General features: G+C 54.1%; 13 protein-coding genes. All 13 read left to right on the top strand.

The annotated features are described in order from the left end of the window. Positions 1–279 precede the first annotated feature (279 nt). The 13 genes from Psch_RS07755 (at position 280) to argJ (ending at position 15,669) form a co-directional block, all read left to right on the top strand. Entirely contained in the window at positions 280–2,103 is a 1,824-nt protein-coding gene (locus tag Psch_RS07755; RefSeq protein WP_190239768.1) for an S-layer homology domain-containing protein, read from the top strand. Between the two features lie 11 nt (positions 2,104–2,114). Next, the gene (locus Psch_RS07750) at positions 2,115–3,689 is read left to right on the top strand and encodes an S-layer homology domain-containing protein (RefSeq protein WP_190239767.1); all 1,575 of its coding nucleotides are present in this window, start codon (positions 2,115–2,117) and stop codon (positions 3,687–3,689) included. Positions 3,690–3,723: 34 nt separating this feature from the next. Next, positions 3,724–5,574 (top strand): S-layer homology domain-containing protein, encoded by a 1,851-nt coding sequence (locus tag Psch_RS07745; protein WP_190239766.1) that lies wholly within the window; start codon positions 3,724–3,726, stop codon positions 5,572–5,574. A 112-nt stretch (positions 5,575–5,686) separates the two neighbouring features. Beyond that, positions 5,687–6,277 (top strand): molybdopterin-dependent oxidoreductase, encoded by a 591-nt coding sequence (locus Psch_RS07740; protein WP_190239765.1) that lies wholly within the window; start codon positions 5,687–5,689, stop codon positions 6,275–6,277. 103 nt (positions 6,278–6,380) lie between these two features. After that, entirely contained in the window at positions 6,381–7,904 is a 1,524-nt protein-coding gene (locus Psch_RS07735) for an S-layer homology domain-containing protein (RefSeq protein WP_190239764.1), read from the top strand. Beyond that, positions 7,901–9,181 (top strand): Ig-like domain-containing protein, encoded by a 1,281-nt coding sequence (locus Psch_RS07730; protein ID WP_190239763.1) that lies wholly within the window; start codon positions 7,901–7,903, stop codon positions 9,179–9,181. The genes Psch_RS07735 and Psch_RS07730 overlap by 4 nt, the downstream gene beginning before the upstream one ends. Positions 9,182–9,227: 46 nt before the next feature. Beyond that, positions 9,228–9,518: a hypothetical protein gene (locus tag Psch_RS21105; protein ID WP_243123980.1), complete on the top strand. Its 291-nt coding sequence runs from the start codon at positions 9,228–9,230 to the stop codon at positions 9,516–9,518. 64 nt (positions 9,519–9,582) lie between these two features. Further along, complete coding sequence (locus tag Psch_RS07715; protein WP_190239761.1) at positions 9,583–10,155, top strand: ECF transporter S component; 573 nt, start codon at positions 9,583–9,585, stop codon at positions 10,153–10,155. 238 nt (positions 10,156–10,393) lie between these two features. Continuing rightward, the gene (locus Psch_RS07710) at positions 10,394–10,597 is read left to right on the top strand and encodes a hypothetical protein (protein WP_243123979.1); all 204 of its coding nucleotides are present in this window, start codon (positions 10,394–10,396) and stop codon (positions 10,595–10,597) included. Positions 10,598–10,610: 13 nt separating this feature from the next. Then, positions 10,611–11,477 (top strand): tRNA (N6-threonylcarbamoyladenosine(37)-N6)-methyltransferase TrmO, encoded by an 867-nt coding sequence (gene tsaA / locus Psch_RS07705; RefSeq protein ID WP_345789061.1) that lies wholly within the window; start codon positions 10,611–10,613, stop codon positions 11,475–11,477. 574 nt (positions 11,478–12,051) lie between these two features. Beyond that, positions 12,052–13,035 carry a delta-lactam-biosynthetic de-N-acetylase gene (gene pdaA, locus Psch_RS07700; protein ID WP_190239759.1) on the top strand — a complete coding sequence of 328 codons (984 nt, stop codon included), beginning with the start codon at positions 12,052–12,054 and terminating at the stop codon, positions 13,033–13,035. A 198-nt stretch (positions 13,036–13,233) separates the two neighbouring features. Further along, on the top strand, positions 13,234–14,277 hold the full coding sequence (gene argC / locus Psch_RS07695; RefSeq protein ID WP_190239758.1) for an N-acetyl-gamma-glutamyl-phosphate reductase: 1,044 nt from the start codon (positions 13,234–13,236) through the stop codon (positions 14,275–14,277). A 174-nt stretch (positions 14,278–14,451) separates the two neighbouring features. Beyond that, positions 14,452–15,669, top strand: a complete 1,218-nt coding sequence (gene argJ / locus Psch_RS07690; RefSeq protein WP_190240266.1) for a bifunctional glutamate N-acetyltransferase/amino-acid acetyltransferase ArgJ — start codon at positions 14,452–14,454, stop codon at positions 15,667–15,669. The last annotated feature ends 45 nt before the right edge of the window (positions 15,670–15,714 follow it).

Here is a 15,714-nt window from a genome sequence, read left to right as displayed (position 1 = left end):
CATGTTATGTTGGTTTATACTTTGTATTGTAAAGGTTTGGCTGTTTATGTATTGAAAATGATAATTTGGATATTATTTATCAGCCGCGAAGCCATCTTAAACAAAGCCACTTCAAATACTTCAAAACCACTTAATACGATGTGCTCTCTAAGCACGCAACCACCGACAATCCCAACCTGGTGCAAAACATTGCAACGATTACTTTAGCTATTCCATCAACATTACTGGTCTGTAGGTATGCCCGTCATATACATCAATATTTCTTGGGAGGAGATGTTTTTGTCCAGCCTTAAAAGCAAGATATTGCGCGCACTGTTCCCGGCAGTATGCGCTATGGCGATATTGTTAAGCCATAACCTTGCGCAGCCGGTCAAGGCGGCGGAGGCCGCCGGCGACGCGCTGTCGTCCCAGGGCGGGCTGAAAGCGGCGCCCGCCCTGGCGGCGGACGCGGCGCAGAACGTGATCAGGAAGCCGGTGGAACTGACCTTCGCGGACGACGCGGCCTGGCGGGGGGCGGTCAGCGGGGTCAGCGTGGACGGCGCGGCGCTGGAGGCCGGGAAATACGCCATAGACGCCGGCAAGATCACCATCGATAAAAGTGTGTTCCGGACGTCCGGGGATTACGCCGTCGTTATCAAGGCCGGCGGCTATGCGGACGCTCGCGTGACGCAGAAGATCGGCCTGCTGTATATCACAGGAGACGGGGTGCCGCGGGAAGTTGTCTTTACCCGGGCCGAACTGGCGGCGATGGAGCAGGAAAGCGCGGTGTTTTCCGCGACAAACGATTTCCCCGCGGATTTATCGGTTGCCGCGGAGGGGGTGCCGCTGCGGGCCTTGCTGGCTAAGGCCGGAATGAAACCGGAAGCCCGGATGATAACTTTTACAGGCAGCGACGGGTACAGGGCCGAATTCACCAGAGATGAATTATTGGAAACAAAACGTTACATATTCCCCGCCGGGACAGAGGTGGAGCCGGTAATAGCCCTGAAAAAGGCGGAGCGGTCCACTGATTTCAGCCAGATGAGCGAACAGGATACGCCGGTATTATGTATTGGCCAGCGGGCGCGGACTGAGCAAACCCTCTTGAGTTTCGTCAAGATCCTGCAAACCATCACCGTAACCACTGATGCTCCGGGGCAGTGGGCCGGGCCAACGGCGCAAATCATCGATCCGGCCACCCGGCAAAAAGTGGCCACGCCGGGCGGCGTGGTAAAGCGCGGCACAAAAATCGCTCTGGCGGGCGACCCGAAAACAAAGATTTATTATACCACCGACGGCAGCGCGCCGGATCTTGACAGCAAAATCTACAACGCCCACGGTTGCGGACCGCTGGCGGGCCAGGACGAGCCGATCCTGGTGCAAACCGACACCACGGTCAAAGCTAAAGCTGTCTGGTTCGGCAAAAGGGACAGCGAGGTGGCTACCTTCACGTTCGCAGTGGACGGGTCGCAGCCTGGTCAGTCAACTGCTCAGCAGGTTGCTGAGGATAAACCTGCCGGGCAAGAAGCGCCGGCCGCTGAAAAAGGTCTGGCCTTTACCGACATCCAGGGCAACTGGGCCGGAGAGGATATTGAATTTCTGGCTGCCAGGAAGCTGATCTACGGCAAAAGCGAAACCATTTATGAACCCGGCAGCGACATTACCCGGGCTGAATTTGCCGCCCTTCTGGTGAGAGTTCTGGGCTTGCCGGAAGGAGTTTTGCAGGAAGGGCGGTTTCAGGATGTGAATGTTGCGGACTGGTACGCCGGCAGTGTGGCTGCCGCCGCGGATGAAAAGATCATCACGGGCTATGACGGCGGCTTCTTTAAGCCGGACGCTCAAATCACCCGGGAGGAGATGGCGGCCATGATCGCCCGGGCGGCGCGTGCCGCCGGGAAGGAGGAGACTTTGTCCGTCAGCGGGCGGGAACAACTGCTGGCCCGGTTCAAGGACCGGCAAGTGATTTCTCCCTGGGCGGAAGAGGATGTGGCCCTGGCTGTCCGGGCCGGGATCATCAAGGGCCTGTCCGGCGGGGACTTTTCCCCGCAGACTTATGCCGACCGCGCCCAGAGCGCGGCGATCCTGAAACGGTTTTTGACTTATATTGATTCCAATACAATGTGAGGTGGATAGCGATGATAAACATCAGGGGTTTTAGACTTAATAAACTGCTGGCAATTGTTGTAGTGGGGTTAAGCATGGTTGCCGGGTTGCTGGTCGTCGTTGCGCCGCAAGGTGCGGGCGCGGCTGAGCCGGTGGCGTTGACGGTGACGGGCGACGGGGTTGAAAAAACGGTGCAATTCACCCTGGCCGAATTGCAGGCGCTGCCGCAAAAAACGTACACCTACTCCGGATACAACCACTGGCCTTCCCTGCAAATATTTAAGGATATGAAAGGTCCGACGTTGAAAACCATTTTAGACGCGGCGGGATTAAAGGACAACGCCACCATGATCAGGTGCAAATTGTCTGACGACGTGTATAGTGAGTTTACCAAGGCACAGTTGCTGGACGAACCCAGGTATTATTTCCCCGATGGTGAAGACGAGGATAATCTGGGGAAATGGCCGCCCACCCGCAGTGAAAGAGGGAAAGTGCCAGTGGAGACGATGCTCGCCCTGAACGAGTCCAACGGAAAAATAATCTATGGACAGTGCGCGCTGAACGAGCCGACTTGCTGCAAGAACCAGATGCTCGGAGGGCTTTGCGAGGGAGGGACGATTGAAGTATTTACAGCGCCCCCGGCGCAGTGGGAGGCGCCGTCCGCCGACCCCGCGCCCGGCCATGTCGCCACGGGCACGAAAGTAACCCTGCAGCACAGGGACGGGACGCCTTATCACGCCATCGTGTATTACACCCTGGACGGGAGCGGGCCCGCGTATGGAAGCGACATATTCAATATCAGCTACCCCACCTTCCAGCCGGAATTGAACAAGCCCATACCAATTAACGGCAGTATGGTGATTAAAACTAAAACAATAGGCATGGGCAAGCTGGACAGCGAGGTGGTGACTTATCAGTACAATACGGGGTTACCGGCCCAATCCGGCGCGGTTGAAGAAAATACCGCGGGCAAGCCGGCGGACGCGGACAAAGCGGGCGCAAATAAATTAGATAACGCTGCGGAGGACAAGGCGGCGGCCGCCCCTGCCGGAGATTTTGCAGACATTGACGGGCACTGGGCCAGGGACGATATCAAAGCTTTGGTGGCAGGAGGCGTGATCGACGGGACCGGCGCGGCATTCAATCCGGAAGAAAAAACAACGCGCGCCCAGTTTGCCCAGTGGCTGGTCAGGGCTTTGCGCATCGAGGTTAAGCCGGGTGTGGCCCTTTCCTTCAGCGATGTGCCCGCGGGTGCGTGGTATCACGACGATGTGGCGGCGGCGGTTAAGGCAGGGTTGCTCATGGGTGTTGACGATAATACTTTTGCTCCGGATGAAAGCATAACCAGGGAGCAAATAGCCGTGATCATTACCCGGGCCTTAAAAATGAAAATAACTGAAGATTTATCCCATAGTATCACTGACCAGGGAATTGACAAGTTCACTGATAAAGAGGATATATCACCGTGGGCCAGGCAGGATATTGCGCTGGCGGTATCGTGCGGCATAATCAGCGGCATGGGCGACGGCACCTTCGCTCCGCAGGCTACTGCCACCCGGGCCGAGGCCGCGGTCATGGTTCTGCGGCTGTATAAGCAAGTACAATGACCATAAATGTTTTACAAGGGAGAAAGAAAACATCATGAAAACGCTCCGGATTGGTAAGTATTTACTATGTGTTTTGACGGTTCTGTCCATGTTGCTGCTGTCCGGCGCCGGTTACGCGGATGACGGGGATGTCAAGGTGAATCTCGCTTCGCACAGCTCCCACCACGTGTACGGGCCGGGCGACAGGGTTGAAATGGAGGGAACGGCGCAAAATCTAACCGAAGTTTCCATAACTGTCCAGGATGAACAGGGCGGGTTGGTATATAGCTGTCAACCCCAAGTGGAAAACGGTGTTTTTGCAGCCGGCTTCACGCTGTCTCCGGCGGCGGCCGAAGGCAAATACACCATTATCGTCGGCGGCGCGGGCCAGCCGGAATTAAAAAGATATAAATTTTCAGTAGCTTCAGCGGATGGCTCCGGCGGCCAGACGACGGCGGGAGCTATTCTTACCATTAACGGCGACGGGGTGGAAAAGGAAATTTCTTTTACCCGCGCCGAACTGGAGGCAATGAGCCAGGAAAGAGAGATATTTTCAGTGGTCAGTGACTGGCCCAGCAATCTATTTGTGGCTGCGGAGGGTGTTCTGTTGCGGACCCTGCTGGAAAAGGCTGAAATGAAACCGGAAGCCCAAATGATTACTTTCCGGGGCAGCGATGGTTACCGTATCGACTTCACCGTGGATGAACTGTTGAATGAGAGACGCTACTATTTCCCCAATTTGATGAAATCGTCAGCCGTCGGCAAAAAAGCGGTGCAGCCGGTGATTGCCCTGCAGCGGGTGGAGGATGACGACGATTTTGCGAAGATGAGCGACCGTGACACGCCGGTGTTGTGTTTCGGCCAGCGGGCGCTGACGGAACAAATTCTTTGCGAGTATGTTAAAAGGTTAAAGACCATTACCGTTACGACGGATTCCCCGGCGCGGTGGGAACAGCCCTCGGCAAAAATTATCGACCCTGATACCCGGCAAGAAGTCGCGGCGCCGGGCGGCAAGATTAAAAAAGGTTCGGAAATCATTCTGGATGGCGACCCGAAAGTAAAAATTTATTATACCACCGACGGCGGCACACCGGGCCTGGAAAGCAAGATCTACAATGTCAGCTTCCACGTCCCGACATTAAACAAGCCGATTGCCGTGGAGAAGGACACCATTATTAAAGCTAAAACCGTCGGATGGGGCAAACGGGACAGCGAGGTGGTCACCTTCACGTTCACAGTGGACGATTCGCCGTCTGGTCAGTCAGCTGCTGAACAGGCTGTTGAGGATAGACCTGCCGGGCAAGAAGCTGCAGTCGCTGAAAAAGGTCTGGCCTTTTCCGATATCCAGGACAGTTGGGCCAGAGAGGATATTGAATTTATGGCTGCCAGGAAGCTAATCTACGGCAAAAGCGAGACTACTTATGAACCCGGCAGCGACATCACCCGGGCTGAATTTGCCGCCCTTTTGGTGAGAGCTCTGGGCTTGCCGGAGGGTGTTTTGCAGGAAGGGCAGTTTCAAGACGTCGCCGGTACGGCATGGTATGCCGGCAGTGTGGCCGCCGCCACATATGAAGGGATCCTCACGGGCTATGACGGCGGTTTCTTTAAGCCGGATGCTTTCATCACCCGGGAGGAAATGGCGGCCATGATCGCCCGGGCGGCGCGTGCCGCCGGGAAAGAGGATGCTTTATCCGGCGGCGAGCTGGAACGGCAGCTGGCTCAGTTTAAGGACCGGCAATTAATTTCACCCTGGGCGGAGGAAGATGTGGCCCTGGCCGTCCGGGCCGGGATCATCAAGGGCCTGCCCGGCGGGGACTTTTCACCGCAGACAAACGCCGACCGGGCCCAAAGCGCGGCGATCCTGAAACGATTCTTGAATTATATCAATTCCCCTGCCGCTCAGTAAGAGAATATGGTGTTTAGCAGGTAAATCCGGTTTTGTCTAGTTATATGGAGCCTGTAGGTCGTGTGTCTGTCAAAGTCCGTTCGGACGGAAATTTCCATCTGGGGGTGGCAGAATGACTGAAAACAATGTTGATGAAAGTAAAGATAGAGCTATTAACTCCAAAAGGTGGCCGGCTTTGGGGATTGGGCTGCTGGTCCTGATTATTGCCGTCTGCTTGTTTGTAAGCCGCGGTAAAAGCGGCCCGCAAGAAGGAACGGTCGTAATTAAAGCCGGTGCCGCCACATTAGGCAGCTTTACCGTCGCCGACCTCCGGAAATTGCCGGCCGTTGAGAAGAAAGTGGTGGTTCAATCCAATTGCAGCAATAATTGCGGCAACAATAGCGGCAATAATAGCGGAAATAGCGGTGAAAACAGTAGTGAGCACGAATTCACCGGCACACCGCTCCTGGGTGTGTTGAACAGTATTGATCCCGGACTGACCCAAAAGCACAAAAAAATCATTACCAGGGGTGTCGACTACTACAGCCAGGTGCTGGAAATGTCTGAAGTCCTCCAACCGGACAATGTGTATATTGTCTATGCCGATAATGGCAAATCATTGCAAACCAAGGCGGGCGGGGAGGGGAGCCTGCAAGTCATTGTTTGCAACGACATATCCGGGCAGCGCTTTACCAAATGGCTCGTGAGCCTGGAGCTGCAGTAAGCGCCGCCGGCGCGGAGCACGGGAGTGAGCGGTGATAAACACAGTGTTGAGTTGCGGCTTTGCTGAAAATATACGTTTAATATTTAGTGCGAGGGGGAGAGCAATGATAAACAGCAGGAGTTTTAAACTTCATAAAATTCTGGCTGCTGTGGTGGGGCTGAGCATGGTCGCCGGGTTGCTGGTCATGGCCGTGCCGCGGGGGGCGTGCGCGGCTGAGCCGGCGGCGCTGACGGTGACAGGCGACGGGGTTGAGAAAGAAGTGACCTTTACCATGGCCGATTTACAGGCGCTGCCGCAAAAAACTTACACTTATTCCGGGTACAACCACTGGCCGGCGCTGAAAGTTTTTCAAGATATGACCGGACCGTCGCTGCAAAGCATTTTAGACGTGGCCGGCTTAAAAGATAACGCTACTTTGCTCAGGTTAAAACCAGCCGGCGGCAGGTTTGTGCACGCTGATTTCACCAGGGAACAGTTGCTGGAAGAACCCCGGTATTATTTCCCCGAGGGTGAAAATCCCGGCGATCTGGCGGATTGGCCGCCCATTCGCGGCGAGAAGGGAAAAACACTGGTTGAAACGATAATTGCTCTGAACGATTCCCAGGGCCGGATATGTTTTGGCCAGCGTGCGCCGAATGAACCCACCGGCGGCGATTGTGTGATGATTCAGGAAATGTGCAACGGGGGAGTCATTGAAGTGTTGACGGCGCCCCTGGATCAGTGGGAGGCGCCCACCGCCGATATCCCGTCCGGCACGGTTGCCCCGGGTACGAAAGTAACTCTGAAGAAACCGGATGAGGCCGCGGATAATGTCATGGTGTACTACACCCTTGACGGGAGTGAACCTGCTTATGGAAGTTACATATTTAATATCAGTTACCCCAGCTTCCGTCCGGAACTGAACAAGCCGGTGCCGGTCAACGGCAATTTGACAATCAAGGCAAAAACCATTGGTTTCGGCAAATTAGACAGTGAGACGGCAACTTTTCAATATAACATAGAGAACCCTGAAAACGAAGCAGAAGGCGAAACGGCAGGAACGGCAATGCCTGCTCTAGCTAGGGATTTTGCGGACATAGCAGGGCACTGGGCCAGGGACGAAATTAAAGCTTTAGCGGAAAAAGGAATAATCGACGGGGTGACCGCCACGGAATTCAAACCGGAAGAAAAAATCACCCGCGCCCAATTTGCCAAGCTGCTGACTGCGGCTTTAAATATCAAGGCTGAGCAGAATACGGGTATTTCTTTTCAAGATGTGCCCGCCGGGGCTTGGTATCACGATTACGTGGCGGCGGCAGTTCAGGCGGGGTTAATCATGGGCTATAGCGACGACATATTTGCTCCTGATGACAACATCACCCGGGAACAAATGGCAGTGATTATTTCCCGGGCTCTGAAAATGAAGTCGACGGCGGATCTGTCGCATAGTGTAACTGAGCAGGTAATCAACAAGTTCAAAGATAAAGGGGATATATCGCCGTGGGCGGGAAATGAAATATACCTGGCGGTGTCTTGCGGCATAGTAAGCGGCTTGAGCGAAGACACCTTCGCCCCGCAAGTGACTGCCACCCGGGCGGAAACGGCGGCCATGATTTTGCGCTTGATGCGCTGGAGTGAAGAGCAATGAAGTTGAGAGGGCTGGAATTCAGACCCAGGCCGTGGAAAACCGTCGCCGGCGTAATGCTGCTGGCCGCGCTGCTCAGCCCGTTGTGGATTGCCGGGCCGGCCGTGGCGAGCACCGGCTGCGGCACCGGCGTTACAGGTGTGGCGGCCGACACGCTGACGATTAAGGTCGGCTATTTCGGCGGGCCCTATTACACGAAGAAGGTCTACACGCTCAGCGACCTGGACGCATTGCCGCAGGTCAGGCAGGCCTATACCTTCATCGACAGCCTGCCGGCGGTGTGCGTGGACGCGGCCACAGGGGTCAAGTTGACCGATTTGCTGGAAGACGCCCGCATCGACGTAAACTCCGTGCAGAAATTTTATTTTTTCTCAACCGATGTCAAAAAGGGATGGTACCAATGTTTAGACAAGTCTTTCCTGCTGGACATCCCCCGTTTCTATTATCCGAATCTGCCTTCAGGCTGGGATTATGAGACCGCCTCGTCCACACCCGAGGCGGTATACGGGGCGGTCCGGGTGGAGCCGATCATAGCGTACAAGGACAACTGGCAGCGGTTTGACGCTGCCCCGGATTTCAGCGCTTACGACACCTCGACCAGGTTCAGGCTGCTGTTTGGCCAGAGCGACCCCGGTGAGCATACCGCTCCCCAGTCTGTCAAATGGGTGCACGCGATAGAGGTAATGCTGGGCGGCATGCCGCCGGCCGGGGTCACCCTCGACCGGAACATGGTTGAACTGAAGGTCGGCAGCACGGTCCGGCTGACGGCGAACGTAGCTCCGGATGAAGCAACAGACAAGAGCGTGCACTGGAGTTCCAGCGACACCAGGGTGGCCACGGTGGATAACAAAGGACTGGTGACGGTTGTCGGCCCGGGTACGGCCGTTATCACCGTGAGCACTGTGGTCGGCAACATGACGGCCACCTGCGTCGTGAACGGTCCGGACCAGGACGCCGGTGCGCAGGGTGTCGCACCCACCGACGCCGGTTCTCACCGGGATGGGGCGCAGAGGACTCCTGCCGGGCCGCCGGCGCCTGCTCAGCGCTACCTGGCGGAAAAGGATAAGTCCGTCGCCGGTTCCACAACCACCAGTGTCTCCTCAGGGCAGGCGGGCTACCAACCCTGGCGCGTATTCGAGATGTCGGCCGATGCCGTGCCCCTGCAGCAGCAGAAGGAGCAGAACAGGATGGATATTTTTGCCGCAGCATTATTTGGAAGCTTATTTCTGTTCGGGTTGGGGAGAAGATATATGGAATATACGAGAGAGGTAGCAATGTGACAATTTTTATGTTGATGCCGCTCAGAGATACAATGCGTACCATTTCGTGCAGACGGCGTCGCCTTTTGCCATCTCCCGCCTGCGGAAGAGGTGGTATGAGGATTACTTCAGTTCACTTGAGGCCTTGATGGAAGCTTATTGGAGGTGTTTTCCCGTGGGCGGGGGATTGAGAAGCAGGAGGCGTAAAACACCTGAAGGGACCAATCCTCTTGAGGGAGCTAGCAACATCGTGGATGCCATACTGGTGTTTGCCTGCGGGTTGACGCTCTCTCTGGTCATGCGCTGGAATGTTGACCTGGGCCAGGGTAATCTGTATGACAAGATGGGCACAGTCTAAAAAGACCCCGTCACGGGGCAGTTGTTCATGCTAACCAACCAGTGATAAAACGAGGTGAGAATCCGTGCATGTTTGGCATAAATTTCTGGATAAGTTTTCTCTCTATGATTTGATCATCATAGCCATGATGTCCGCTCTGGGAATTGCCATCAAACCAGTACTAGTACCCTTGTCTCATATCCTTACCGGACCGCTCTTAATCCCCCCGGGAGCAGTAACAGGCGGCTTCTATATGGTGTGGCTGGTCTTGGGGTTTGGGATTACTGGTAAAAGGGGTACGATGACCCTGATTGGCTTGGTCCAGGCCATCTTGGTAATGGCCACTGGTATGGTTGGCTCGCAAGGAGCGATGAGCTTACTGAGTTATACTACGCCGGGTATTCTGGCTGACCTGGGGCTGCTCCTCATCGGTCACCGGGTTTGCTGCCTGCCGTGCGCCTTTCTGGCGGGGATGTTGTGCAACATTGCCGGTACCGCTATGGTAAATTTCATTAACTATCGTCTTCCTCTTGTTCCCCTGGTCTTAAGTTTGAGCGTCGCTGCCCTGTCCGGCGGGTTGGGCGGAATTATTGCGTTCAAAATCGTACAGCAGATTTGGAAATTCCAAAAACGGGATTGGAACATGCGTGAAGGATGAGGCCGGTTAGTTTTTCGAACAAGCGGGACAACTCATATGCGGGGTTTCATTTTGCTGGCAGACCGGCAAATTTACTGATAGAGGCGGGAACCCGCTGATGGAGGCTGTGATGGTTCAAGGCTTGGCTTATCGATACCAGCCGTGGGCCCTCGTCTTAAAGAGAATCGATTTCCAGGTGGCCAGGGGAGAAATGGTAGTGTGACTGGCTTGAGCGGTTGCGGCAAAAGCACCCTTTGTTATGATTATAATAGCGTTACAAGACAGCCTGGCGATTGCCGCCGTACTGGCCGATGGACCTGAATTTCTGATCCTGGATGAGTCCACCGCCGGCCTGGATGCTTACCGCAAAAGAATCCGGGAAGGGTATTTAAAGAAAATTGCCCGGCTGGGTAGGGGCCTGATGCGCCCTGCGCTCGTGCTCATTGTTCTGCAAATTATTTGAAGCAAAACCTATTATGGAGAAAAGGATGTGCTGGAAGGTGAATTCATACAACGAAACCGGTGTGATAACCATAAAACCAATAGGAATTGTCAGGTCTGACTTTAAGGCGCTGGACCAGGTCCCGATTATAGGAGGAGGTTCCTTGATTGAGGTGTTTCCTGAATACAAACGCGGGTTACTGCGTATCGAGGAAAATTCTCATTTGTGGCTTCAATTGTGGTTTCACAAGGCGAAGCGCGATATCCTGTCAGTCGTTCCCGGGAAGGTTAATCCCAACCTTCCTGAATACGGAGTTTTCTGTCTCCGTGCTTTTAGCCGGCCTAATCCAATTGCTTTGTCATTAGTCCGTTTGGATCGGGTGCAAGACAATCTTCTTTTTGTCAGTGGTTTGGATGCCCTGGACGGGACTCCTGTGCTGGACATCAAACCCTATTATGAGCAGGAAATTGTTTTCTCCCCGGTTACTCCATATATTCGTCCGTTAAAAAGGGAAATGCGCCAGGAAATTTTCATGAAACAGGCCTTGCACCACCACCAGGAGGAGTGTGCCGGGTTATTGTTGGGAGTACGCATGGCTCTTATAGCTGATGATTATTTGGGTCAGCTCAACTCAAGGGGGTTAAACGTAACAGTAAACGGTTCACCGTGCTTGGCCGATGTGGTACAAGGTTTAAGCAATGCCCGTTTGGCCAATCCCCCACGGTTTAGATATAATGAATCCAATGATTTGGAACAAAGCATTTGGGAAAAAAATGGGGACTGCTTGACGATAACTGCCAAACAGCCAACAACACACGGTGAATTTTTCCATGCTGATGATAATCAAATATTTACAATTAGATTTACTGCTTGTCCAGACTTAGGTGAACGTAATGATTAATAATATACTAATCTTGTTTGACAGCGTATGGCTGATTATTACCAAGCTAAGCCAGTTCTAACAGCAGGGAAAAGGAAAAGGGAATCAGTGCCTACGGCTCTAAGCGAGCCGTACCGAAGTTATATGAGGTGGCGATGAAGCCTTTCAAGACAGCTCTTGCTGTGCAGAGAGGCTTCTTTGTTTTTAACTTTGAACCATTCAGCAAATTTTTGACCACTTCGAATCAAACCCAGTTAAGGACTACGCGCATGCTCAAGCACAGGCTTTAAGGGATGTAAATGCAAAATCGTACGCAGGAAAAACAACCAGTGGATTTGGAGAGTTAGAAAAAAATACAACTAAACTTTGACGAAATACATGTTCCCGTCAATGAGTGTCGCGGATTTAGTTTTTCTCCTCTGCGGCCGCAGGGCTAACGGTATATACATCTGAAAAAAACATGCTTCTAAAAGGAGAGTGGATTTTTCTGTCGAATTATTAATTGCATAATTCAGGGATTTTGTCGTATCAGGGATAATCAGAGTGATTTTCGTCAATCATAGTTTTATAATCAATTTTCAGCCGGGAGTATATTATGGATTATTTGAAAAACAAAAAGGTATCTGTGAGCATTTTGATTGTAGTACTGTTTGCCCTGGTCGGCGCAGCAGGTTATGCCCTGAAAAAACCTGCAAACGTAACCGGGCCGAGCAGTTCAGGTGAGGTTTACCAGGCTCAGTCCAACGTCGACGAGACTATTCCCACTGCCATTACCGGGGATGCGCCGTCAATAGATGAAGATGGAGCAACCGCCGGAGTTCCAGCGGAAGAAAAGCCGGCAGCGGAACAAAAGCCCGCACAAAGCACAGTTGTGACCGGCAATCTCTCCAACAACAAGAAGGGCTGGGGCTTAAAACGCAATGACACCCACCAGCAGCCGGAGATGTCTGCGTCTACCAGCGCCGGGCTTAGTAAATACGGCGCTTACTGGATTGGCGGCCCCGACGAAAAAACATTGTACCTGACCTTTGACGAGGGGTATGAAAACGGCTACACCTCCCGGATCCTGGATATACTCAAGGCTAATGACGTGAAGGCCGCTTTCTTTGTCACAGGACATTACTTGAAATCACAACCGGAACTGGTCAAACGCATGGTTGATGAAGGGCATATCGTGGGCAACCATACCGACAGCCACCCCAGCCTGCCTGGCATATCAGATGAGGAAATAAAAAAGGAACTACAGGTTGTGGAGCAGGCTTACGAACAGCTTACCGGCAGGAAGGGTATGAAATACCTCCGCCCGCCCATGGGCGAGTACAGCGAGCGGACCCTCGCGGTAACCCGGGAACTGGGCTACCACAACATTTTTTGGAGCATGGCCTTTGTTGATTGGGTGCCCATGCCCGGCGGGCCGGACGAGGCTTACCAATCGGTAATGGACAACCTGCACAACGGCGCCCTGATCCTGCTGCACGCGGTCTCCAAGGATAACACGGAGGCGCTGGACAAGATCCTTAAAGATACCAAAGCCCAGGGTTATTCTTTTAAGACCCTGGATGACCTCGCCGGAAATTAACCGGCTCTCACGCGCAGAAAACAGGGCGGCAAACAGCCGCTCTTTTCTCATTTCTTAGGCGCCAATAGAGATGGTTCCCGCTGGAAACGTTTTCTTGCCGATCTTTTTCTCTGATCGGAACTTTGGTTGTTGTAATATTATACAGTCATCTGTATAATTATTAATATTACGTTTTGTGATTTAACGGAGGGAGAGCTTTTGTCAATCAAAATAAGTATTATCGGAGCCACGGGCTATACAGGCGCGGAGCTGGTCAGGCTCCTGTCCGGGCACCCGGAAGCCGAACTGGTGGCTTTAACCACCCAAAGCTACGTGGATATGCCCTTCTGGGAGGTTTATCCGCACCTGTATAAATATAATCAGCTCATAGCTGAAAAAATGGATTTAGCCAGGCTCCTGGACCAATCGGATGTGTTATTTGTAGCCTTGCCGCACGGCCATGCCATGCCGGTCGCCCTGGAGGCGGCGCGCCGCGGCAAGGTCGTGATCGACCTTGGGGCAGACTTCCGCCTGAACGATTACCGTGTCTATGAAGAGTGGTACAAGGTTGAGCACGGAGCCAGGGAACTGCTCGGGACGGCAGTTTACGGCTTGCCCGAGGTGAACAGGGCGGCGGTCGGCAAGGCGTCTCTGGTGGCCAATCCAGGCTGCTATCCTACCAGCGCCATTTTGGCTCTGGCGCCCCTGCTGAAAAACAAACTGGTCAACCTGCGCAGTATCATTATAGACTCGAAATCAGGCGTTTCCGGAGCAGGCCGCGGGCTTTCCCTTGGTTCGCATTTTAGTGAGGTTAATCAAAATTTCAAGGCTTACAATGTGGCGATCCACCGTCATACACCGGAAATTGAGCAGGAACTGGGGAAAATAGCGGGAGAGGCTGTGACCGTATCATTTACCCCGCACCTTTTGCCGGTAACCAGGGGTATCTTAAGCACGGTTTACGCGGAGCTCGCCTCCCCCCTGCGGCAGGAAGAGATCCAGGAAATTTTCCTTGATTATTACCAGGATGAGTATTTTGTCCGTGTGTTGCCGCAAGGGATGCTGCCCCAGATAAAATGGGTGGCCGGAACCAACCACTGCGACCTTGGAGTCACGGTAGACACCCGCACCGGGCGGGTGGTGGTTATTTCCGCTATCGACAACCTGGTTAAGGGAGCCTCCGGCCAGGCGGTCCAAAACATGAACATCGTCTGCGGCCTGCCCGAATATACCGCCCTGGCCGGCCCCGCGCTTTACCCGTAGAGGCGCTGAAGCTTTAGAAACCCATACCGCTATCGCGGCGCCGGCAGGGAATGAAGATATGCCAATCGACAACATTGGCGCGAGTGAACGCGCGCCTGCGTTGGGCCGGGATGCAAGCGGGGTCTTTTATTTTGGGTGGGCAAACATTTTTACCGGAGGTTTTTTAAAGTGGAAATAAAAGAGTCCAAGTTTGATTGGGTCCCCGGAGGGGTTACCGCGGCTTCCGGTTTTTCAGCCGGTACCGCTTTTGCCGCGATCAAGCAGGTTGACAAGAGGGATGTGGCGGTTGTTCATTCTGTTGTCCCGGCTGCCGCCGCCGGGGTTTTTACCTTGAATAAGGTCAAGGCCGCCCCGGTGCTGGTGACCATGCGGAACCTGTCTACGGGTACCGCCCAGGCCGTGGTTGTCAACAGCGGCAACGCCAACGCCTGCAACGGCGAGCAGGGCTTGCGCGACGCGCAGGCTATGGCCGCCGTGACGGCAGAGGTCCTGGGCATACCGGCGGAAGCCGTTTTGGTGGCCTCAACCGGGGTCATCGGCCGCAAAATGCCGATGGGAAAAATCCTGCCGGGCATCCGCGCGGCTGCCGGCCAGGTTGCGCCGGAAAACGGTCCTCTGGCAGCCCAGGCTATCATGACCACCGATACCTTCCCCAAGGAAGCCGCGGTCCGGTTGGAATTGGGAGGCAAACAGGTCACCATTGGGGCTATGGCCAAGGGCTCCGGGATGATTCATCCGAATATGGCGACGATGCTATGCTTTATCACCACCGACGCCGCAGTAGCGCCCGCCTGCCTCAAACAAGCATTAAAATACGCCGCGGACCGGAGCTTCAACCTGGTCACCGTGGACGGGGATACCAGCACCAATGACATGGCGGTAATCCTGGCCAACGGCAGGGCCGGCAACGGGGTAATCCGGGAAGAGGACAGTGACTACGTCAACTTCCGGGAGGCTCTCACCGAAGTATGCGCCAGCCTGGCCCGGGACATAGCCAGGGACGGTGAGGGAGCGACCAAGTTGATTATTGTTGAGGTTTTAGGCGCCGCCACTGAAAAGGACGCCCGCCAGGCGGCCAAGGCGGTGGCTGGCTCAAGCCTGGTCAAGGCGGCGGTCTTCGGGCGGGACGCCAACTGGGGGAGGATCATCTGCGCCGCAGGTTACTCGGGGGCCGATTTTGACCCGGAAAAGGTTGATATCTTTCTGGGGGATGAGCAGGTGGCAAGGGACGGCGGCTCTATTGACTTCAGTGAAGAGCGCGCCCTGGAAATACTTAAAAAGGATACGGTCAAAATTACTTTGAACCTGAACTCCGGCGACTGCCGCGCCACCGCCTGGGGCTGCGACCTTTCCTACGATTACATTAAAATAAACGCAGACTATCGCACGTAGGATGGATCTTACGGGTCAGGCGTAGGGCGTAAAGAATTTAGATAA

The organism is Pelotomaculum schinkii, from assembly GCF_004369205.1.
GTDB lineage: Bacteria > Bacillota > Desulfotomaculia > Desulfotomaculales > Pelotomaculaceae > Pelotomaculum_C > Pelotomaculum_C schinkii.
The sequence above is the reverse complement of the archived record's forward strand: the minus strand, read 5'-3'. Positions and strand labels throughout refer to the sequence as shown.